This window comes from Chryseobacterium sp. YR221 (assembly GCF_900176315.1).
Taxonomy (GTDB): Bacteria; Bacteroidota; Bacteroidia; order Flavobacteriales; family Weeksellaceae; genus Chryseobacterium; species Chryseobacterium rhizosphaerae.
This window is the reverse complement of the sequence record NZ_FWXM01000001.1, coordinates 1,043,575-1,064,201: the sequence shown is the minus strand read 5'-3', so window position 1 is coordinate 1,064,201 and position 20,627 is coordinate 1,043,575. Positions and strand designations below refer to the sequence as shown.

Below are 20,627 nucleotides of genomic sequence, written 5' to 3'. Positions count from 1 at the left end.
TCCATATTCTATAATTTTTATTTTCTTAAACGTTACAAGTTAGGAAATTATCATATCAAGATTCCTGATGAAAAATAGAAAATACTAATGATAACGATATGAAATCAGAATATATAGGAAAAGGAATATTAACCTGATTTCGGGATCGAGCTGAAAGAGGGATGAATATATACATTCTGATCATTACCTGGAAATTTGATCACATCATGGATGTAAGCTCACTTCCATCTTCCTTACAACATAATTACCTTAATTCCTTATTTTACTTGGGATGACATTATATTTTCTCTTAAAAGCTGCTGAAAAATGCCTTGGATTTTTGTAGCCCATCCTGTCTGATATTTCACTGATATTCAAACTTCCCTCTAAAAGCAGTCTTTTAGCCTGATCCATTTTGGTGTCGTTCCAGAAATTGAAAACCGTTGTCCCGAATACTTCCTTAAAACCTTTTTTTAGGGTGAATTCATTGGTGCCAAACCGATGGGCGAGATCGATCAGAGAACACGTTTGATTTAGGTTGTGGAGGATATAATCTCTTATGGCATATATTTTATCTTCATCCCTTTTTATGAGTGAGGATTTTGAAGATTCATTTTTAAAAAACTGTTCAAGCTGCAATAGTAAAAGTTCACTTACTTTAGCTTCCAGATAAATTCGTTTGAAAGCACCTTTTCTTTCGCAGTTCATAATGTCATTCAGAATCTGGTACATTTCCAAACTGATCCGGTGATGATCCTGAGCCATCAGACATGAATTCTGATCTTCAATAGCTGTTCTGAAGGCATCAAATAATTCAGAATTTTCAGGCAGGAATTTTTTAAAAAATTCAGGAGCCAGATTGATCTCTAAAAGCTTCATATCACTACCGTCAAACTCCATCTTACCACGCATGTGGTGGGCGTAGATAATATTGTGCTGATAACTCTCAAAGCTTACGGTTTTTTGAAAATTTTCTGAGATTGCCGAACTTTTACCATGGAGTGTGAAATGCATTTCCACACTGTCAAAATCCGTTTCGAAATAGAGAAGAAGTTTATGGGCTAAAGAAATATTTCCAAAACCGATATGAACGTTTCCAAAACAAATCTCATGATAAAAACCACTTCCGTAGGGAGGTTTTAAATAAGTAATACACTCTCTGATGTCTCCGTCATTTAGGAAAAATGTATCCGGATACTCTTTTTCGATCAATGTTTGTCCTATTTTTTCATCGTACAGTCTTAATGTCATTTTTCCGGTCTTTTAGTTAGAATTTCCTTTTCGCGGACTTTTTACTCCGTTTTACAGACCCTCAAGCCCATCTTTAGTTGATACTTTTGCACAAAGATAATTTTTATTTAGAATTATTCTTAATAACTAAGTTTGTTTTTTATGAAAGACTCTAAAAAAAAGAAAAACGGAATTTCAAGATTGCTTGAGATTGCAGGGAGGAGGAAAGGTTTATTGTTTGTGTCAGGTTTGCTGGCTGTGATCCATGCATTCCTAAGTCTGGTTCCTTATATTTTGGTATTTTATATCATCAGGGAACTGACCAGAGAGACTGTTGATTTTAATAGGACCCGAACTTATATCATATATGCACTTATAGCAGCAGTGGTAAGTATGCTTGTCTTTTTTATTTCAGGAATTCTCTCCCATATCGCAGCTTATAATATCTTGTTTGAACTCCGAAGATTTATCGTGGATAAAGTAGGCAAGTTGCCTATGGGGTATCTCAATAACAGAAATTCAGGAGCACTTAAGAAAATCCTGTCTGATGATGTAGAGAGAATTGAAAACTTTGTTGCCCATCAAATTCCGGATTTTGTAAAAGGAATTGCCTTACCTGTGGTTACCATTGCTTTTCTTTTTTCTCAGGACTGGAGACTGGCAGCTATCAGTTTTGTTCCATTGCTGGCGTTGGCTGTTTTGCTTCCCAGGATGTATGGTGGCCGAAATAAACAGCTGATTAAGGATTACCATACCTCTCTTGAGGAGATGAACTCCGGAATTGTGGAATATGTCCGTGCGATGCCGGTGATGAAAATATTTGGGCAGTCTGCAGAAACCTTTGATAAGTATGGAAATACGGTAAAAAGATTTAATGGTTTTGTCATTGATTGGGTGAAAACAAGTACTCCTGCATTTGCTGTATTTATGAGTTTTGTAAGCAATGCCATGTTACCTGTTTTAGCGTTGGGACTCTATTTGTATTTTGAAAATGGAGTGAGCCTGGCCACTTTGCTGGTGTTTTTAATTCTGGGAACAGGGTATATCAAACCACTTTTTGCACTGAGTAATATGGGAATACAAATTTCTATTATTAACCGTGGCGTTGAGCAGATTGATGAGCTTCTATATCACAAAAGTATCGCAGAAAATAATAAGAACCTGCAGCCTGAAGATTTCAGTATTGCCTTTGAGAAGGTAAGCTTTGCATATGATGAAAACAATTACGTACTCAAAGAAGTGAACTTTGCCATCAAAGAAAAATCCATTACAGCTTTGGTGGGACCTTCGGGAGCCGGGAAAAGTACTGTGGGGCAGCTTTTAGCCAGATTTTGGGATGTCAGTACCGGAAGCATCAGGATTGGAGGGGTTGATATCAGAGATTTTCCGACAGAGCAGCTGATGCAAATGGTTTCTTTTGTGTTTCAGGACAGTTTTATGTTCCAGCAAACGATGTATGAAAATATAAAAATGGGTATGGATAAGACCCGTGATGAGGTTGAAGAGGCAGCAAAAGCCGCTCAAATTCATGATTTAATTCTAAACCTTCCCAATGGATATGAGACTTTATTCGGACAGTCCGGGGTTCATTTAAGTGGTGGAGAGCAGCAGCGCTTTCAGCTGGCAAGAGCGATTCTGAAAAATGCACCCATTCTGATACTGGATGAAGCAACAGCCTTTGCAGACCCGGAGAATGAGTATAATATCCAACAGGCCTTCAGTAAATTAATTAAGAATAAAACTGTACTCATCATTGCCCACAGACTGAGTACGATCACAGATGCCGACAGGATTCTTGTTTTTGATAAAGGACACCTTAGTTCGGAAGGCAGGCATGATGATCTTTTACAGGAAAGCGGGATCTATGAAAGAATGTGGAATGCTCATATCCGGGCTAAAGAATTTGTCATGTAACTGAATAGAATGAAAGAAATAAGAACTGATGATCAGAATAATGTTTATCAGGAGGATAAAAACAACCATGAACGAAGCCGTGCTTATCTTAAACATGATGAAGTATTAACAGAAAGTATAACTAAAGAATAGATGTAATGAAGAATTTTAAAGCAATACAGGGTGAATTTACGGTGTGCCGGAAAGAATATATTACCCCACACTATATCAGGATATTTTTTACAGGAAAAGAGGTCCCGTTAATCGCCAATACGACGATTGGGGTGAATAATAAGATTCTTATTCCACCAAAAGGGGTACATACCATTCATTTCCCTGAATTTGATTATGAAAAGATGCAGTGGAGGCCTCAGCCTGAAGAGGTTCGTCCTATTGTAAGGACATATACCCACCGGGGAATTGATCTTGAAAAAAATGAAATCTGGATTGACTTTGTAGCTCACGGAGACGAAGGTCCTGCTTCTGCCTGGGCAATTACGGCAAAGGAAGGGGATCTGTTGGGTATTTTAATGAAAGATGGGGAAACAGAGCTCTATGCAAAAGCTGAAAATTATCTTTTGGTTGCGGATTCTACGGGGATTCCTGTTATTGCTGCAATTTTGGAAGATTTACCGTCTGGAGTGAAGGGAACCTGCATTCTTGAGGTCGATAGTAAAATGGAGGAACAGCGGTTGGAAACCAAAGCAGACATAAGGTTTCTGTGGATTCATAATGAAAATCCACAACAGGGCAGCCGTTTGGCAGAAATCGTAAAACAACAGTCTCTGCCTGAGACCTCTCGCTCCGGGTATGTTGCTGCTGAATTCTCATCAGTAAAAGAAATCCGCAGATATCTCCGGAAAGAAAAGAACTGGAAGCAGGAAGAACTCTACGCCTATTCTTATTGGAAATCCGGGGTTTCCGAAGATAAATCTACCATAGACAGGCATCAGGAAAATGCAGCCGGCTAAACTTCATTCAAGTATTTATAAAAACCTAAGTATAGTAGAAAAAAACGAAAATATGAAATATTCAAACAAAATAAACTGGGCATTTGCCTGTGCCATTCTCGTATCCATATTGTGGATAATAGGGGACATCTGTATTGCCGGATTTGATCCTGATCCTGCAGATTATCCGTTATATTCAGAAAATTATGCCGACCTGATGGATGTTGGTTTAGCCACGCTTATGCTGGAAGGATCCACTTCCAGGCTTATGTTTGGAGCTCTGATAGGGGCTTTAAGTGCACCATTACTTTTTCCTGCAACATGGCTGGTGTACCAGTTTTTCAGAGATAAAACAAAATGGTATGCTATACTTACTTATTGGATTTTACTGGCAGGGGCTATTTTATCTCCTTTAGGTCACGCTGTATTCTTTTATGTAGGTGAAATCTATAAAGCAGTTGGTCATACTGACCCTGTTTCACATCCTTATATTTTGGGGATGGGAAGAAGCTTTGTGAGAATGCTGAATATTTCCTGGGGAACAGCCATTGGAGTATTAGCTGTAGGCTGGATTCTGTTTGCAGTTTGTATTGTGATGAAAAAAACGGTGCTTCCTGCATGGACGGCTGTAGTGACCCCTTTTGTATTGACTGTTTTTCTGGTTTTTATCAAAAATGTACTGCCTTTGCCTTATTCCGGGTGGTTGGGAGGAGCTGTATTTAATGTAGCCTATCTTATATTTTTCAGCTCACTGTTTTTACTTTTCAGAAAAAAAATAAGATCAGAATTATAACCATTAAATCATTTAAAAACAATGATCAAAAACTTACAATACGTTACTTCCTTTAATTCGAAAGAAACTAAGAAAGTAATGATTATGGAGATTATTCACAGCATCTTCATTGCAGCCCCTTCGGGAATCTTACTGATTATCATTTGGGAATTATTTTCATCTGATCCGGATACGACCAGAGTTTGGTCAGTTGTTGCTGTAATGGCTGTTATGCTGGTCATCCAGTTTTTTGTGGCATCACGTTCAATGGTTCGGTCAAACATTTTGGTATATGATCTCTCTACCAAGCTGCGGATTAAATTGGGAAACCATATTCAGAAGTTCTCACTGGGATTTTTCAAGCAGAAAGATCCGGGAGAAATTGCTTCGGTAGTTTTACAGGATGTGGCCAATTTTGAAGGAATCTTTGGCCATAGTATTGGAAATCTTGCTTCTGCAGCTTTTGGAACGGTTGTACTGTCCATATTTTTATTGATTTACGATTGGAGATTAGCTTTATGTCTGCTGGCAGCATTACCTCTGGTATATCCATTTTTGAGGATGGCCAATTATTTGGTAAGCCGCCTGGGGAAAAAGCAGATTGTGGCAAGAAATACAGTGGGAGCTAAATTTTTAGAATATGTCCAGGGAATCCGTCATTTAAAGTCTTACAGTTTAACGGGTGAAAAGTACAAAGGACTGGAAGACTCATTTGAAGATCTGCGCAGGAAGTCTATTCGCCTCGAAGCAGTTCCCGGACCATTTATTGTTACGGCGTCCATTGTGTTTGAGATTGGATTTGTTCTGACGGTGGCCCTTGGACTATACTTTCTTTTTAGCCATTCTATCACAATTCCCGTTCTGATTACCTTTTTAATTATGGGGTATAATCTTTATAATCCATTGAAAGTGGTCATGGTTGACTATCTGGTATTGCGGTATATGAATGAAAGCTTAAGCCGGATCATTGGGATTTTGGAAGAACCTACTATGGAAACCGGAGAAAATAAGCTTCCTGAACACTATGAAATTCATTTCAATAACGTCAGTTTTGGATACCAGGATAAAATGACCCTGCAGGAGATTAACTTTACTGTTCCCGAAAGATCTATGCTTGCTTTGGTAGGCCATTCCGGTTCGGGTAAAACGACTGTGGCCTCCCTGATCGCCAGGTTTTGGGATGTCAACACCGGAAGTATAAGTATTGGAGGAGTAGATATCAGAGAGATAGACCAGAGAGAATTTTACAAACTCATCAGTGAAGTTTTTCAGGATGTTTATCTTTTTGATGATACCATTTATAATAATATTAAAATCGGAAATCCCGATGCCGCAGATCATGATATCTATAAAGCGATGGAGCTTTCCCAATGTATGGAATTTATCAGTGAACTGCCTGAAGGAATCAATACAAAAGTAGGAGAGGGTGGAAGCAAATTGTCAGGTGGACAAAAGCAGAGAATCAGTATTGCAAGGGCTTTGCTGAAGAATGCTCCCATTATTCTGCTGGATGAAGCAACGGCAAGTTTGGATCCTGAAAATGAAATTTATATTCAAAAGGCCATTCAGGAACTTGTAAAATCAAAAACGGTGGTGGTGATTGCCCATAAACTTTCAACGATACAAAATGCCGGGCAAATTGTTGTTCTCAACGAAGGGATGGTTGCTGAAAAAGGCAATCATCAGGAGCTTCTGTCTAAAAATGGAATCTATCGTAGAATGTGGGATATCCAGCATCAGTCCAATGGATGGAAGGTAAAATCATAAATGTTTTAAAGTAAAGTTCGAGTTTTTTAATTCTCTAAGGAGAAGATGTTAACCTACCGGCTACCGGTAGGTTTTATGATTATACGGCAATCATAGTGGCCGTCATTTTTGCAAGTAATTTCTCCTCGTATTCATCATAAATATAGCCTTCACAAACGGTCAGTGTTCTTCCTGACTGAAGGACTTTTCCAATGGCAATGAGTTTATCTGTTTTGGCCGGTTTCATAAAGTTGACTTTAAACTCTACGGTCAATACATTGGCATTTTCGGGCATGGTGGTTAAGGCCGCATATCCACAGGCACTGTCTACAATAGTGGTCATAACTCCTGCATGGAAAAAGCCATGTTGCTGTGTTAAAGCATCGGAAAACGTACAGCTGATTTTTACTATTCCTTTATCAACTTCATCCAGTTGGGCTCCTATGGTTTTCATGATACCTTGCTGATCAAAGCTCTGTTGTATTCTGTCAAACATGTATTTTATTTTATTCGTGAAACTTTAAGCCATCCAAGGCTTTATCTACTTTTTTATGGTCACCATACACAATGATGCCAACTAAATCCAGGGTATCTGCGGTATGTTTTGCTATTTCTGCAATATTTTCTTCTCCTGAGCGGGTATCAAAAAGCGGCCGGGTGTAGATTCCGATCGCTAGCTCACGGTTTCTGGAACGGCGGAATGCTCTTTGCAGTTTTTCGGTAGTGTCTGCTTTATAGATAAGGGTAGGGTGCTTGATGAATGGCAGGAATTTTTCCTGATCGGCTGTTATGAAGTCCTGACCATGGGTCTCCGGAAATTGAATGGCAATACTTCCTGCCAAAAAAGAAACAACATTAAGTTTTTGCCAGGCTAATAAATCGTCCTTAATGACGATGGCTACTTTTTTATCGTACATTATTAATCTTTTAAATTTAATTCCATTTGAATATTACATCGTTGATAGGGAGTAGGGCGTCCTGTTATTTTCTGGAATCCCAATTTATAATACAGGTTGATTGCGGGTTTCAATATTGTGTTGCTTTCAAGATAGAGTTTGGACGCTCCGGATTCTCTGGCAGCACTGATCATTGCGCATCCTAGTAACCAACCCATATTTTTTCCCTGTGCCTTTGGTGAAACGGCCATTTTTGCCAGTTCAAAATCATAATCAGGATCATCCATTTTTATGAGGGCACAAACGCCCAGCGGTTCATTATGGTATAAGGCTACCATTATTTTTCCGCCTTTACGTAAAATATATTCCTCAGGATTGTCTAATGCTCTGTAATCGGCATCTTCCATTTTGAAGTAGTTGGAAATCCATTCCTCATTGAGTGCTTGGAAAGCCGTCTGGTATTTGGGTTCATAATCTACAATCTCTACCTCTTTACTTTCACGGATTTTCTTTTGTTCCTGTACTCTTTTTAACAATGGCTTTTGGGCCAATAAAAACTCCCATTCAGCCAGTGCTTCCCATAAATTATGGGTAGCCTCACTGATGATTCCGTCAATAGCCTGGTCAATATCAGCACACTGAATTTTTATCTTTGACGAAAGCTCAGTACCTTTTTCACTAAGCCCAACAACATTTCTCCGCTTGTCCTGAGAGGTAAGGTTATCTTGCACCAATCCTGCTGTGGCCATTTCCTTGATGATTTTCGTTACAGAAGGCTGAGAATGTCCTATTTCACCTGCAATCTCAGTTATTGTCCTGGGACCCTCTTCCGATAAAACAAAAAATACGGGAAACCACTTAGGAGAGAAATCAACATCATATAGTTCATAAATTTTTGCTGCTTCCTCCGTCATGTTGGATGTCATAAAGCGCAGTCGGCTGCCTAATGCTATTTTTCCGGTCTTTTCAAATAAGCTCATAGTATAATTGATTATATAACTGGTTATACAAATGTAATATATTATTTTAAATCTCATACTTATTCTCTTAAAATAATATTTGAAATAATTGTAATATTTTGATAATGAGTTTATTATATACTTCTTTTTTAAGAATTAAAAAAGAATCCCCAGACGAGTCAGTCTGCAGTTTCTGATTTCCGTTCCGCAATCTCTCACTTTTTGCCTCTTATCTTTAGGGTTTTCTGCCTGATACCGGGGACCTCTCACAAAAAAATAAGTAAATAAAAATTAAATTCCCGGCATTTTATGTGGTATTTAATATTATGATAAGCCAAAAATTACTTTACCTTTGTCAATTGAATGATATACAGCGATTACTAGGTTTTTGAGCATAGATTGACCATGTGAAAATAAAACTATAAAAACCTGATAATGGCGAAAACTAATTTAGCGGATAAGCACATATGAAATATAAATTCTTAAATTTTAAGTTGAGGAAAATTGTTCATTACTCATTGATTCTGTGTATCTTATTGATACAGGTAATTATAGCCATATTTTTTTATAATGAATTTGTTAATGAAAAGAAATTGAATTTCATTAAAAGCCAGTTGGAAGAAAGCAGGGCATTGGGAGGATTGACGGATAATTCAAGGAAAGATTTCATGGATGCACAGGATCACCTACAGAAATATATGGTGAGCCAGGATGATAAAGATCTGCAGCTCTATTTTCAGTCACTTAGAAAACTTAAGGGAAATTTTGATAAAATAGGGGAATATGAGAAGACAAGTCCAAAGCTGAAAAATACTATTGCTAAGCGTAAAAAGGATACCCTTAAAGTTAACAAGCTAAAAACACTGATTGATTCTGCATATCAGTCTTCCCTGAATTCTCCAGCAAAAATTCAGGACAAGGAATACGAGCCGGAAAAGTATAAGAATGATTTTGAAGACTTCAATATACAGACCCGAACGTATGCTGATACTGTTAAAAAGAAAGGATTTATGGGGCGTTTAAAAGATGCCATAACGGGTAAAGTGAATGTTCAGAAGGAGAGTACGGTGGTCACCTTAACGAATAATAAGACAATAGATCTTTCTCAGGTAAAATCTAAAATGAATAATGCAATGAAGTCTATGGACAAGCATTACTCTGATGAAATTAAGAAAGTGCAGCTAAAAGCGGCCAAAACTCAAAGGGATAATTTGCAGTTTTACGGAAATTTCAGTAAATTACTGGTGTACAGTAATGGATTGATAGAGGTATATGAGAATGCCATCAAAGATTTTAAATCTGAATTAGAAAGAGAATATAACGAACAAAGTTCAAATAATAATAAAATCAGGACCTATCTGGTACTTGGATTAATGATCTTAATGTTCATTGTATCTATTCTGATCATGTATTTTACAAGAGTGGCATTTATCTATGAAAGAAAACTTAATGCAGCCAATGAAGAGATTAAGAAGAACCTTAATTTTAAGAACAGGATATTAGGAATGCTGAGCCATGATCTGAGGTCTCCGTTGAAAATCATTAATATTTTTATCGATAAGATCCGCAGAACGACGAAAGATGACACCATAAAAGATTATCTTCAGTCTATTAAATTTACGAACAGCACACTGCTTCTGCAGTCTAACCAGATTCTGGAGTACACCAAAAATCAGGAGGCTGAGAAAAAAATGATCAATACCGTTTTTAATCTCAAAAATGAGCTTAATTCAATTGCAAAAGTTATTACTCCGTATATAGAAACCAGAAATAATAAGTTTGTAGTCACAGACAGAATCCCTGAAGATGTAGTGGTGTATGCCGATAACATAAAAATTAACCAGGTATTCATGAATATTCTGGGGAATGCCAATAAATTCACAGAAAACGGACAGATTGATCTTATTATGATTACGGAGCCTATAGATAAAAATAGAATATCCCTGATCACAACTGTAGCAGATACAGGAATTGGAATTTCAGAATCAGATGTGAAGAAAATTTTTGAACCTTACTACCAGGGGGTAATTTCTGATGAAATAGACAATCTTGGGGCAGGGCTGGGATTAAGCTTATGTAAAGAGATCGTAGAGCTTTTTGATGGGGAAATATCTGCCACAAGCAAATTACATAAAGGAACAAAAATAACATTCAGGATCAATTTAAACATTAATAACAATGGAGTTACCAATTGAAAATAAAGAAATTACCTTCCTTTTAGCAGATGATCACAGTATTGTAAGGCAGGGGATGGAAATTATCATCAGTGATATAATTCCCGATGCTAAAATTTATCATGCTTCTTCATTACAAAAGGTCGTAGAACTGGTAAGATCTGAGGAAATAGAAATCGCTATTATGGATGCCCATTTCCCTGATGGAAACAGCCTGCATATTTTGTCTCAGATGAAAACGGCAAATCCGGCTCTTAAAATACTGATCTTTTCCGGTCTTGAAGAAGATTTACATGCACTTAAGTTTATTAAAGCTGGTGCTAATGGCTACCTCAGTAAGCTAAGCGAAGAGGAAGAAGTAAGAGAAGCCATCTTACATTTTATAGAGAACGGGGAATACTTTTCCACCGTTTCCCGTAACCTGCTGGTACAGCTTGTCTCCAATCCTGATTTGCTGAATCCTCTTGCCCGGCTAACGAAGAGGGAATTACAGATTGCCGAAATGTATGCAGAGGGACTGGGAAATCTGGAAATCTCCAATCAGTTGGATATCAAGCAGAATACGGTGAGTACCATTAAGAAAAATATATTTGAGAAATTAAAAATTGAAAATATCGTGGAGCTGATTGATCTTATCAAAACGCATCACAAATTATAGGATTTCTAAAAGCATTATTTCCGGCAGGATTTTATCGATAAATATCGATGCTTCTTTAGACGTGTATCGATGGGGAATATGAGGGAATTTATTCATTAATGTTGTTACTTTGCAGTAGAGAATTCAGGGAATAGAAAGTGAGAAATTTTAAACTTTGAATTTTTTACACAAATGAGAAAAAAATATAACTATACCAATAATAAACTATAGTTATATAAAACGCAAGTGATGAAATTAAATAACAGTATGAATACCCTCAAAACCAGCTTCTTGAAAGCATACCAAAAAAACACAAACACATATAAAGAAGTTAAATAGGTCTTGTTAGGTTATTTAATACAAAAAAGGAGATGGGGATCTCCTTTTTTTCGTTTACGTAAATAATAGATTCTGAGGACCAGCCTGAGTAGGTGGTATACCAAAACCTCTGAGATACTAACCTTCTTTTATTCCTTCTAAAGCCAACTATCTTTACCATCTCATTTTTTATCAAATGATAAATGAATAATGAACCCTGTCCCTTAGTTTTGTAAAAAAAAGATGTCGGGAGAAAAAGAATTGGCAGTTCTGCTTAAAAATATGGAGCTTGTATTGCACTCAGGAGATTATGTTTTCTGTACAGTTAAAGATTTGAAACAGGTTTCTGACCTTAATAAGGTTCTGTTTTTCTTTCGAGAAACTGAAGCTGTAACCATCGTTTTAGAAAAAGCAACGGCAGACGAATGGAAGTTGGGGTATACTTATATTTCTTCGTGGATTACCCTGAATATTCATTCTTCACTGGAAGCGGTAGGGCTTACTGCAGCTTTTGCGAATGCTCTGAAGCAGGAAAATATAAGTTGTAATGTAGTGGCTGCTTATTTTCATGATCACATTTTTGTGGCAAAACAAGATGCGCAAAAGGCTATGGAAGCACTATATAGTTTAAGCAACATATAATATGTATGTTCTTCAACTTTTATAAAGATGCAAAGTTCATAGAATTCATAGCAGACAAGATTGTTTTTGATGCAAAGTTTTTAAGCGGTCACCATACCATGTAGCTTTACCCGCGACAAAGTCACCTTCTTTTGCCTACCTGAGTTGCATGACCTTTGCGATTATCTTTCTTAAATTTCCACTTTTCAAAATGTCCGATTGAATCCCAAATATGTCCTGTTCAGCTTATTTCCAAGTGTTCTGTTTGCTTTTACAATTTATGTTTGCACCATAATTATAAAAATAAACGACAATGAAAACAATCAGAAAAATTTCAGCTGTAAGCTTATTATGTTTAAGTCTTTTTACAGTGGTGACAGTGTCCTGCAGTGAAGAAAATGAGCCTCCCACGATACAGGAGATACAAAATAGAAACCACCAAAACGCCAAAACCCAATTTGTAGATAGTAAAGGAAATAAAATTGCTTACCGTATTCTGGGAAAGGAAGACGGAATTCCTTTGGTACTGCTGCCTGGATTAGGAGGTTCAATGGATGACTGGGATCCTGCAGTGACGGATGGATTGGCAAAAAAATACAAAGTCATTCTGTTTGATAATAAAGGAGTGGCCTCTTCCCAGGGAAATACTCCGAACACAGTCCAGGAAATGGCGGATGATGCAATTGACTTCATTAAAGCGCTGCATTTGAATAAAGTGAATATCATGGGCTTTTCAATGGGAGGATTTGTGGCACAGCGGGTTGTTTTAACCAATCCCGGATTGATCAATAAAGTGATTTTAACAGGAACAGGCCCACAGGGAGCCATAGGGTTATCCAATTTGCCGAATATTATTGCCGGAACCGCCGGGCTAAGTCCTGAAGCTTCTTTCCTGAAGTTTGGATTTACAGAATCTGCTCAGAGTATTGGTGCAGGGAAAGCGGCCTATGCAAGAATTCAGCTTCGTACAACGGACAGAGATCCCGTATTAAGTGATGCCACCTCAAATTCACAGTTCACCGCTGTCTTAAGCTGGGCACAGCAAGATGTCAATGCCCTTACAGTATTGAAAAATATTAAAAATCCTGTTCTTATCGTTCATGGGGAAAATGACCTTCCGGTGTCTGTTCAAAATGCGAAAAATATGGCTCAGAATCTGGAACATTCAGAACTGGTTATTTTTCCGGACTCAGGACATGCTTCATTCTTTCAGAATCATGATGCTTTTGTGGCAAAGGCAGTGGAGTTTTTGGGAAAGTAAATCGAAGAATTATTCCGGGTTATCAACATATAAACAAACAGCTTACCTTGCATAAGCTGTTTGTTATTTTTAGGGAAAAAGCATCCGAACCTTATTCGTTGAAATTGAGAATCTGATTCATTTCAGAAGCTATTTCATCAGGATCGAGTATTCTTTCAAAATAAGTAGTTTCAATCCTGGTTTTCTTCCAGAAAGGATAAACTAAAACACCGGTAATCCCTATATTTTCTATAGAGGAATCAGAATTTTTGACATCCGTTATTACTTTAAATACCGCTTCTCCTTTTTTGTATTCTGTTATCCGTATTTCACAGGTTAAGAGCTTAAAAGCCTGTTCAATTCCCTTTTTTAAACCTTCATATTCCTCACTGAAATGTTGGTGCCCAATGAAAACCCAACCGTCAATTCATACGCATCTGTTGATAGCCAGTAATGAGAGTCCTCTATACAAAGAGATGTTGTCCCATGCTCCTCTGAAACACTGATTTTTGAACCTAATTTAGATTTTAGCAGTTCCAGAATTTCATTGAATTTCTTTTCATGGAGTTTCATGATAGACTGAAAGATTTTATCATAAGATGTACAGAATTTAGCTATTCATCAGGAATCTGAACTTATTTATATTTTTAAGGGCAATACCGGTTCCACGGACAACAGCTCTTAAAGGATCTTCGGCAACACATACAGGGAGTCCTGTTTTTCGGTGTATTCTATCGGCCAGTCCGTTCAGAAGCGCACCCCCTCCGGCAAGATAAATACCTGTTTTGTAAATGTCTGCTGCGAGCTCCGGTGGAGTAAGAGAAAGTGTTTCCAAAACGGCATCCTCAATTCTCATCAACGATTTATCCAGTGCTTTGAAAACTTCTTTATAGTTGACCATGATTTCTTTCGGTTTACCTGTAATAAGATCTCTTCCCTGTACAGGAATATCTTCCAACGGGTAGTCCAGTTCTTCCAGTGCAGAACCTATTTCAATTTTTATTCTTTCAGCAGTTCGTTCCCCAATATATAAATTGTACTGTGACCTTAGAAAATAAGCAATATCGTTTGTAAATACATCGCCGGCTATTTTTAAGGATTTGTCACATACAATTCCTCCAAGTGCCACCACGGCTATTTCGGTAGTTCCACCCCCTATATCAATAATCATATTTCCTTCAGGACTTTGAACATCAATCCCTGCTCCGATGGCGGCTGCCATTGGCTCATAGATCAGTTTTACTTCCTTGGCATTGACCTTTTGGGCAGAATCCTTAACAGCTCTTTTTTCAACCTCAGTAATTCCCGAAGGAATACATATTACAATTCTCAGGGCAGGCTGTATAAACCTCCCTCTAATCCCCGGAATCTGCTTGATGAATTCCTTAATCATATGCTCGGAAGCATGAAAGTCTGCAATCACTCCATCCTTTAACGGACGTATTGTTTTAATATTTTCATGGGTTTTACCCTGCATAAGTTTGGCTTGTTCTCCCACTGCAATTGGCTTTCCGGTTGTACGGTCAATAGCAACAATGGAAGGCTGGTCGATGACGATCTTGTTATTATGTATGATCAGCGTATTAGCGGTCCCCAGATCTATTGCGATCTCCTGCGTAAACATATCAAATAACCCCATCTTTTCCTTATTTTATTAGACTGCAAAGTACGGCTTTCTCTATTGATATTAACGACAGCAAATTCCATAATAGAAGTTAAAATTGTGTTAATTACTGCAATCATTAGCCTTGGAGCAATAGAGTTTATTTGTACATTTGTCCCCAAACTATAACTACCATGACACTTCTCCAATACGATAATTTCCCCAATATAACCGGTGATAGGGTATCATTGCGACAGGTTTTGGATACAGATATTCCTGAGCTTATTGAAATTTCGTTCTATGATGCCATTCAGGCAGAAAGTATTGAGCAGGCAGCAGAAATGCAGGCTAAAATCAACAGCGACTATACCAGCGGGGACTCCATTCATTGGGCTATCGTGGATAACACTACCCATAAAATTGTGGGGACATGTGGGTATTATAGAGGGTTTAAACAGGGAGAAGGGGAACTGGGCTGTGTGTTATTATCCCATTATAAAGGAAAAGGATATATGACGGAAGCCATGGCATTAGCGATTGACTTTGGAATGAATACCATTGGGCTCAAACGTATTTGGGCAGCCACAAGTAAACAAAATACTAAAGCCATACAGCTCCTTGAGAGGTTAGATTTTAAGAAAATGGGAGAGCTTGATGATGAAATAGAATTTGAATTAAATCCACAGGGATCATAAGCCCAGGCAGAAATCAAAAAAAGGAAAACATACAAAATACTGCTTCTCAGAAGCAGTATTTTTTTTGAGATAAACCTTTAGCTAAACTTCTTAATTGCTTCGACACTCACAGGAGTAAAAAAGTTAATCAGATTTCCATCAGGGTCAGAAAACAAAAGCGATCGGTTCCCCCATGGCATGGTGGTAGGTTCCTGTACAATATCGCTGGTTATACTTTTAATTCTTTCATACTCTTCATCTACATTGGCTACCCTAAATTCTATGATCGTATTTTTATTACCTGTGGCTTCCCTGAAATTTTCACCAAATAACTTCATGGTTCGCGTGCTTCCAATGGCTATAGTAATAGAATCACCAGATATCTCTGCGAAATCTTCAGTATACCACTGAGCGGTTAATCCAATGGTTTTTTCGTAAAACTCTACAGTTTGTTGAATGTCTTTTGTAATCATTCTTAATGAGGTCAGTTTCATAATGTTTAAAATTGTATTGTTGACTAATTGTAAACAAAGGTAGACCAGACTAATGACAACAGGGTGTCAGGAAGGTTTACGATTTTTCTTATAGCAATCAAGCCATAGAATGATATTGCCTATGCCTTTCAATAGTATCTATTTTACGTTATTTTATTATTACAAATAGACTGTTTATTTCAAAAACCACAATTCAAAACTACTTCCTTCCTCCAATGTTTTATAATTAAGATAGCCACCATGGGCTTCCATAATGCTTTTTGCCAGTGTGAGCCCGATTCCGGAACCGTTGGCTCTTGTGGTGAAAAAGGGCAGGAAAATTTTGTCTTTGATCTCAGGGATAATCCCGGAACCATTATCGGTAATACTTACGATAATGCGGTTGTTTTGGGATTTTACAGTGGTTGTAATGAGTTTATATTCCTTTTCAGAAACCGCATGAATGGCATTAAGGTAAAGGTTGATCAGACTTCGCTCAATCATTTTTTCATCAGCTGATACTGTATAATCTTCAATATCCGGAACCATTTGGATATGATGTTTTTCAAATTCGGATTTCAAAAAGCGGGCTGCAGATTCAATAACTTTTTTCAGGGAAACAGGGGCAAGAACAGGTTTGGGTAATTCTGCAACCTGACGGTAGTGGTCTACGAAATTTAAAAGCTGTTTGGATTTTGAATTGATAACCATCAGACTTTCTTTCATATCCTGTTGATCTTCATGATCGATGGTCTCCTGGTTGCTGATGTATTCCAGGTTCTGAATCAGGCTGTTCACGGGGGTCAAAGTATTGAGTAGTTCATGGGAAATCACTTTCATCAGGTTATTCCATGCCAGTTTCTCTTTTTGTTCAATAATTTTCTGAACAGATTCGAGGGTAATAATGTAAAAGTTGTGTTGTGTGTTTTTTACCTGCTGGGTTCTGAGTGAAAAAGACTGTCTGGAATTGCTATGAATGGAAATGTCAAAAAACTCCTGTGAACTTTGGTAATGGGTGTCTTCAATAATTTTATAGAATTCCGGGACCTTTGATGCATACAGTTCCCAACGGTTGTATCTGGGAACCTGTAAAATACTGAGAAAGGCATTGTTCACATAAAATACTTCCCGTGTTTTATTTTCGGATAGGATGATCAGCCCTGTTTCCATTTGATCCAGGATACTTTCATACAGCAATTTATAAGAGGATAAAGAGAATTGTTCCTCTTTACTTTGGTAATATAGACGCATACTGCTGTCGAGAAGTGGACTTCCTTCTTCCTGGGGAAATAAAGAAAAGTCTTTATTCCTGATGGAGGAGATGACCTTTTCTACTTTTGAGTCCTGAGCAGCTAATGAAAAATACATCAAAGCCACAAAAACAATCATGAGCAGTATGAAAAGCATCATACTGAACCATTTTTCTTCCAAAAAGAAATGATAAGCGGTAATTCCACTTGTTATAGCAAGAAGATTGTACAGCAACCACAGGATATTATTTTTACTCATGAGTTTTTCCTATATTTTATTGATCATAAACTTGATGATACTTTTTAAACCTAATATGCCGAAAGTCTAATGTCTGATATCTGAAGTCTGATATCTATTATCTAAACTTACAATCCAAATTTCTCCATTCTTCTGTAGAGAGCCGCCCGTGAAAGGCCCAGGTCTTCTGCAGCTAAAGAAATATTTCCGGTATGTTTTTTCAATGCCTTTCTGATGAGGAGTTCCTCCATTTCTTCAATATTGAGATTGGTGATGGTGCTGTCATACTCTTCCAGTTGAGGCACCAATAACTGGAGCTTGTTGTCATTGGATAAAATAACACTTCTTTCCAGGCAATGATCCAGTTCCCGGATATTTCCCGGCCATGGAAAATGGGTGAGACTCATCAGCAAATCATTTGTAAGTTCAAGATTAGGCTTGTGATACTTTTGTTTATAACGATCAAGAAAGTAGAGGGCCAGCAATCCAATATCTTCCTGTCTGTCCCGCAAGGCCGGAATCTGAATTTCAACAGTATTGATTCTGTAATATAAATCCTGTCGGAAACGGTTCTCTGCAACGGCCTTTTTAAGGTTTTCATTGGTAGCAAAAATGAAGCGCACATCCAATACACGCTCCTTGGATTCTCCTAATCGGGATAGTTTCCTGTTTTGAATCAGACTTAACAATTTGGTCTGAAGCTGTAGCGGCAAGTTGCCGATTTCATCCAGAAAAACAGTGCCATTCTGGGCATTTTCAATTTTTCCTGCATAATCCTGATGGGCGTCTGTAAAGGCCCCCTTTTTATATCCAAAGAGTTCAGATTCAAAAAGATTTTCCGAAATACTTCCCAGGTCAATATGTACAAACGGCTGATTTTTCCTTTCCGACTGTTCGTGGATGGATTCTGCGAGGACATATTTTCCAGTTCCGTTTTCTCCTAATAGCAATACATTGGCATCGGTGGGAGCCACTTTTCTGATCTGCTCAAGAACGTCCTGCATTTTTGGGGAGTGGCTTTGCAGTTGATATTGGGTATTTTTCTGATGTACATTTTCCCATTGGCTGAGCTTTCTGTTTTTTCTTGAAATGTCTACTGCCAGGTTCACGGAGGCATAGAGTTTTTCGTTATTCCACGGTTTCAGTATAAAATCTGAAGCTCCGTTTTTCAGAGCCTCTACAGCGAGTTCCACCTCTCCATAGGCAGTCATCAGAATAATAGGAAGCTGAGGTTCCAGTGTTTTAATTTCCTTCATCCAGTAAAGACCGTCCTGTCCGTTTTCAAAACCTTTTCTGAAATTCATATCCAATACTACAGCATCAACTTGATTCTCAGTCATGAATTTTAAAATTTCGGCCGGCTTACTGAGACAGCTTACTTCTGAAAAAAACTTTTTCAGCCAGACTCTTGCCGAGAACAGGATATCTTCATCGTCATCCACGATCAGAATATGAGCTTCTTTTTTACGCATAGTGGGGTACTTTATTAAAAACGGATTCTTTATGATTAAAAATGTTCATTTTCGTACAGAAAGTGTCCGATAATGAACACTAACTTGTCTCTTATTACAAAGTCTGTTGCAGATTTTCAAGGACTTACAGATTTATAATTTTATGGCATCTGCCTTGTGTAATCTATTGTAATAAAATGAGTTATCTTTAATATGGATACGAAAATAGTAAAAAAGAAATCGAAATTAAAATTTGTTTTTGGCGGGCTGGCCATATTGGTGATGATAGGAGTCTGCATCCTGTATTTTATCAGGCAGAAAAAAACATACAATGTTTCCGCTGAAGATATTCAGACTGATGCAGTTACCCAGGGGAAATTTGAAGATATGCTGATGGTAACGGCCCAAACCCAGTCACTCAATTCTTCATTAGTGAATGTTTTGGAAGGGGGAGTGGTGAAAGAAATTTTTGCAGAAGATGGGCAGATTGTCACAAAGGGCCAACCTATTGCGAGAGTATATAATCCCAATACGGAATTCAGTTATATGAATCAGGAAACAGGAATCATGCAACAGGTCAGCCAGATGAGGACTACACTTCTTGAACTGAAAAATCAGGAACTCGCCCAGGATAAAGAACTCTTACAAGCCCAGAATGATTATAATACGGCACTTCAGAGCTTTAATCTTCAGAAAAGACTCTATGATGCGGACATTGGAAAAAAAACAGATTATGACATCAGTGTGCAGAATCTGGCTTATCAGAAACAGAGGAAATCAATTATTGAAAAAGGTTTTTCTACAGAAAAGAGTTCAAGGAATACCCAAATGACAGCGGTCAATACATCGATGGGACAGATGGATAGAAGCCTTCAGGTTTTACGTTCCAATAAAAATAATTTTCTCATCATGGCTCCTGCTTCCGGAAGACTTTCTTCATTTGCTATTTCATTGGGTGAAAACCTTATCAGTGGACGAAGTATCGGGAAGGTCGATTTGATGGACGGGTATAAGCTGGTGGCTAAAGTAGATGAATATTACATCAATAAACTGCAGAATGGCATTAAAGGAATGCTGGATAATAATGATCAACCCTATGAAGTGGTGATCACTAAAATACTGCCGGAAGTAAAAGACGGTCAGTTTCTCGTGGAGCTGAATTTTACCGATAAAAAACCGGATAATCTGAAAATAGGGATGACCTTTGGATTGAAACTAAAGCTTTCAGCCGATACACAGAGTACAATGATCTCTAAGGGAAGCTTTTTCAAAGAAACGAATGGAAAGTGGATCTTTGTAGTGAAAGGAAATAGAGCTGAAAAAAGGACTATCAGTCTTGGAAGAGAGAATCCGCTGTATTATGAGGTGGTATCAGGATTGAAGCCCGGAGAAACCGTTATTACATCAGATTATTCAGATTTGAAAAAATATGAAATCCTTGATATTAAAAAGTAAAAAGATGAATATTTTTAACCTCCCGTTATCACCGCTTATAAAAAAATCTAATCAACAATAACAGCAAA

At 37.7% G+C, this 20,627-nt stretch carries 20 protein-coding genes; 11 read left to right on the top strand and 9 right to left on the bottom strand.

Translation table 11 applies throughout. The annotated features are described in order from the left end of the window. Positions 1 to 249 precede the first annotated feature (249 nt). On the bottom strand, positions 250 to 1,230 hold the full coding sequence (locus B8967_RS04800; protein ID WP_084084808.1) for a helix-turn-helix transcriptional regulator: 981 nt from the start codon (positions 1,228 to 1,230) through the stop codon (positions 250 to 252). 171 nt (positions 1,231 to 1,401) lie between these two features. Between B8967_RS04800 and B8967_RS04795 the strand changes: the two genes are divergently transcribed. The 5 genes from B8967_RS04795 to B8967_RS04780 are packed head-to-tail and all read left to right on the top strand — an operon-like array spanning position 1,402 to position 6,591. Beyond that, positions 1,402 to 3,123 carry an ABC transporter ATP-binding protein gene (locus tag B8967_RS04795; protein WP_084084954.1) on the top strand — a complete coding sequence of 574 codons (1,722 nt, stop codon included), beginning with the start codon at positions 1,402 to 1,404 and terminating at the stop codon, positions 3,121 to 3,123. A gap of 9 nt (positions 3,124 to 3,132) precedes the next feature. Beyond that, positions 3,133 to 3,255 (top strand): hypothetical protein, encoded by a 123-nt coding sequence (locus tag B8967_RS22695; RefSeq protein WP_262484679.1) that lies wholly within the window; start codon positions 3,133 to 3,135, stop codon positions 3,253 to 3,255. Positions 3,256 to 3,260: 5 nt separating this feature from the next. Next, the gene (locus tag B8967_RS04790; protein ID WP_084084807.1) at positions 3,261 to 4,073 is read left to right on the top strand and encodes a siderophore-interacting protein; all 813 of its coding nucleotides are present in this window, start codon (positions 3,261 to 3,263) and stop codon (positions 4,071 to 4,073) included. 52 nt (positions 4,074 to 4,125) lie between these two features. Further along, a complete protein-coding gene (locus B8967_RS04785; protein WP_084084953.1) occupies positions 4,126 to 4,845 on the top strand; it encodes a DUF6796 family protein in 720 nt (239 codons plus the stop codon). A 21-nt stretch (positions 4,846 to 4,866) separates the two neighbouring features. Further along, positions 4,867 to 6,591, top strand: coding sequence for an ABC transporter ATP-binding protein (locus tag B8967_RS04780; RefSeq protein ID WP_084084806.1), 1,725 nt, complete (start codon positions 4,867 to 4,869; stop codon positions 6,589 to 6,591). Positions 6,592 to 6,670: 79 nt separating this feature from the next. On the opposite strand, the gene B8967_RS04775 is transcribed toward B8967_RS04780, so the two are convergent. The 3 genes from B8967_RS04775 to B8967_RS04765 are packed head-to-tail and all read right to left on the bottom strand — an operon-like array spanning position 6,671 to position 8,446. Further along, a complete protein-coding gene (locus B8967_RS04775) occupies positions 6,671 to 7,066 on the bottom strand; it encodes a PaaI family thioesterase (RefSeq protein WP_084084805.1) in 396 nt (131 codons plus the stop codon). Between the two features lie 10 nt (positions 7,067 to 7,076). Beyond that, positions 7,077 to 7,487 carry a DUF2000 domain-containing protein gene (locus B8967_RS04770; RefSeq protein WP_084084804.1) on the bottom strand — a complete coding sequence of 137 codons (411 nt, stop codon included), beginning with the start codon at positions 7,485 to 7,487 and terminating at the stop codon, positions 7,077 to 7,079. A 2-nt stretch (positions 7,488 to 7,489) separates the two neighbouring features. Beyond that, entirely contained in the window at positions 7,490 to 8,446 is a 957-nt protein-coding gene (locus tag B8967_RS04765) for a bifunctional helix-turn-helix transcriptional regulator/GNAT family N-acetyltransferase (protein ID WP_084084803.1), read from the bottom strand. Between the two features lie 572 nt (positions 8,447 to 9,018). Here B8967_RS04765 and B8967_RS04760 point away from each other — a divergent pair. The 4 genes from B8967_RS04760 (at position 9,019) to B8967_RS04745 (ending at position 13,436) form a co-directional block, all read left to right on the top strand. Continuing rightward, the gene (locus B8967_RS04760; protein WP_228406033.1) at positions 9,019 to 10,620 is read left to right on the top strand and encodes a sensor histidine kinase; all 1,602 of its coding nucleotides are present in this window, start codon (positions 9,019 to 9,021) and stop codon (positions 10,618 to 10,620) included. After that, positions 10,604 to 11,257: a response regulator transcription factor gene (locus B8967_RS04755; RefSeq protein ID WP_047490731.1), complete on the top strand. Its 654-nt coding sequence runs from the start codon at positions 10,604 to 10,606 to the stop codon at positions 11,255 to 11,257. The genes B8967_RS04760 and B8967_RS04755 overlap by 17 nt, the downstream gene beginning before the upstream one ends. Before the next feature lie 540 nt (positions 11,258 to 11,797). Continuing rightward, positions 11,798 to 12,196 (top strand): ACT domain-containing protein, encoded by a 399-nt coding sequence (locus B8967_RS04750; protein ID WP_084084799.1) that lies wholly within the window; start codon positions 11,798 to 11,800, stop codon positions 12,194 to 12,196. A 292-nt stretch (positions 12,197 to 12,488) separates the two neighbouring features. Further along, the gene (locus B8967_RS04745) at positions 12,489 to 13,436 is read left to right on the top strand and encodes an alpha/beta fold hydrolase (RefSeq protein WP_084084797.1); all 948 of its coding nucleotides are present in this window, start codon (positions 12,489 to 12,491) and stop codon (positions 13,434 to 13,436) included. Positions 13,437 to 13,784: 348 nt separating this feature from the next. Here the strand turns inward: B8967_RS04745 and B8967_RS04740 are convergent, their stop codons facing one another. Beyond that, positions 13,785 to 13,988: a hypothetical protein gene (locus B8967_RS04740; protein WP_084084795.1), complete on the bottom strand. Its 204-nt coding sequence runs from the start codon at positions 13,986 to 13,988 to the stop codon at positions 13,785 to 13,787. Between the two features lie 37 nt (positions 13,989 to 14,025). Next, positions 14,026 to 15,054 carry a rod shape-determining protein gene (locus B8967_RS04735; protein WP_047490723.1) on the bottom strand — a complete coding sequence of 343 codons (1,029 nt, stop codon included), beginning with the start codon at positions 15,052 to 15,054 and terminating at the stop codon, positions 14,026 to 14,028. A gap of 158 nt (positions 15,055 to 15,212) precedes the next feature. On the opposite strand from B8967_RS04735, the gene B8967_RS04730 reads away from it, so the two are divergent. Beyond that, the gene (locus B8967_RS04730; RefSeq protein ID WP_084084793.1) at positions 15,213 to 15,713 is read left to right on the top strand and encodes a GNAT family N-acetyltransferase; all 501 of its coding nucleotides are present in this window, start codon (positions 15,213 to 15,215) and stop codon (positions 15,711 to 15,713) included. 77 nt (positions 15,714 to 15,790) lie between these two features. Here B8967_RS04730 and B8967_RS04725 read toward each other — a convergent pair whose 3' ends face one another. The 3 genes from B8967_RS04725 to B8967_RS04715 all read right to left on the bottom strand — a co-directional run bounded on the left by B8967_RS04725 (position 15,791) and on the right by B8967_RS04715 (position 19,125). Further along, entirely contained in the window at positions 15,791 to 16,186 is a 396-nt protein-coding gene (locus tag B8967_RS04725; RefSeq protein WP_084084791.1) for a VOC family protein, read from the bottom strand. A 174-nt stretch (positions 16,187 to 16,360) separates the two neighbouring features. Beyond that, on the bottom strand, positions 16,361 to 17,674 hold the full coding sequence (locus B8967_RS04720; protein ID WP_084084789.1) for a sensor histidine kinase: 1,314 nt from the start codon (positions 17,672 to 17,674) through the stop codon (positions 16,361 to 16,363). A 107-nt stretch (positions 17,675 to 17,781) separates the two neighbouring features. Then, positions 17,782 to 19,125, bottom strand: a complete 1,344-nt coding sequence (locus B8967_RS04715; RefSeq protein WP_084084787.1) for a sigma-54-dependent transcriptional regulator — start codon at positions 19,123 to 19,125, stop codon at positions 17,782 to 17,784. A 192-nt stretch (positions 19,126 to 19,317) separates the two neighbouring features. Here B8967_RS04715 and B8967_RS04710 point away from each other — a divergent pair, with 192 nt between their 5' ends. Beyond that, complete coding sequence (locus B8967_RS04710) at positions 19,318 to 20,559, top strand: efflux RND transporter periplasmic adaptor subunit (protein ID WP_084084785.1); 1,242 nt, start codon at positions 19,318 to 19,320, stop codon at positions 20,557 to 20,559. Positions 20,560 to 20,627 lie beyond the last annotated feature (68 nt).

Excerpts from the sequence above, each read along its gene's own strand:
- B8967_RS04800 (WP_084084808.1), bottom strand. The coding sequence starts at position 1,230 with ATGACATTAAGACTGTACGATGAAAAAATAGGACAAACATTGATCGAA.
- B8967_RS22695 (WP_262484679.1), top strand. The coding sequence starts at position 3,133 with ATGAAAGAAATAAGAACTGATGATCAGAATAATGTTTATCAGGAGGAT.
- B8967_RS04790 (WP_084084807.1), top strand. The coding sequence starts at position 3,261 with ATGAAGAATTTTAAAGCAATACAGGGTGAATTTACGGTGTGCCGGAAA.
- B8967_RS04785 (WP_084084953.1), top strand. The coding sequence starts at position 4,126 with ATGAAATATTCAAACAAAATAAACTGGGCATTTGCCTGTGCCATTCTC.
- B8967_RS04780 (WP_084084806.1), top strand. The coding sequence starts at position 4,867 with ATGATCAAAAACTTACAATACGTTACTTCCTTTAATTCGAAAGAAACT.
- B8967_RS04775 (WP_084084805.1), bottom strand. The coding sequence starts at position 7,066 with ATGTTTGACAGAATACAACAGAGCTTTGATCAGCAAGGTATCATGAAA.
- B8967_RS04770 (WP_084084804.1), bottom strand. The coding sequence starts at position 7,487 with ATGTACGATAAAAAAGTAGCCATCGTCATTAAGGACGATTTATTAGCC.
- B8967_RS04765 (WP_084084803.1), bottom strand. The coding sequence starts at position 8,446 with ATGAGCTTATTTGAAAAGACCGGAAAAATAGCATTAGGCAGCCGACTG.
- B8967_RS04755 (WP_047490731.1), top strand. The coding sequence starts at position 10,604 with ATGGAGTTACCAATTGAAAATAAAGAAATTACCTTCCTTTTAGCAGAT.
- B8967_RS04750 (WP_084084799.1), top strand. The coding sequence starts at position 11,798 with ATGTCGGGAGAAAAAGAATTGGCAGTTCTGCTTAAAAATATGGAGCTT.
- B8967_RS04745 (WP_084084797.1), top strand. The coding sequence starts at position 12,489 with ATGAAAACAATCAGAAAAATTTCAGCTGTAAGCTTATTATGTTTAAGT.
- B8967_RS04740 (WP_084084795.1), bottom strand. The coding sequence starts at position 13,988 with ATGAAACTCCATGAAAAGAAATTCAATGAAATTCTGGAACTGCTAAAA.
- B8967_RS04735 (WP_047490723.1), bottom strand. The coding sequence starts at position 15,054 with ATGGGGTTATTTGATATGTTTACGCAGGAGATCGCAATAGATCTGGGG.
- B8967_RS04730 (WP_084084793.1), top strand. The coding sequence starts at position 15,213 with ATGACACTTCTCCAATACGATAATTTCCCCAATATAACCGGTGATAGG.
- B8967_RS04725 (WP_084084791.1), bottom strand. The coding sequence starts at position 16,186 with ATGAAACTGACCTCATTAAGAATGATTACAAAAGACATTCAACAAACT.
- B8967_RS04720 (WP_084084789.1), bottom strand. The coding sequence starts at position 17,674 with ATGAGTAAAAATAATATCCTGTGGTTGCTGTACAATCTTCTTGCTATA.
- B8967_RS04715 (WP_084084787.1), bottom strand. The coding sequence starts at position 19,125 with ATGCGTAAAAAAGAAGCTCATATTCTGATCGTGGATGACGATGAAGAT.
- B8967_RS04710 (WP_084084785.1), top strand. The coding sequence starts at position 19,318 with ATGGATACGAAAATAGTAAAAAAGAAATCGAAATTAAAATTTGTTTTT.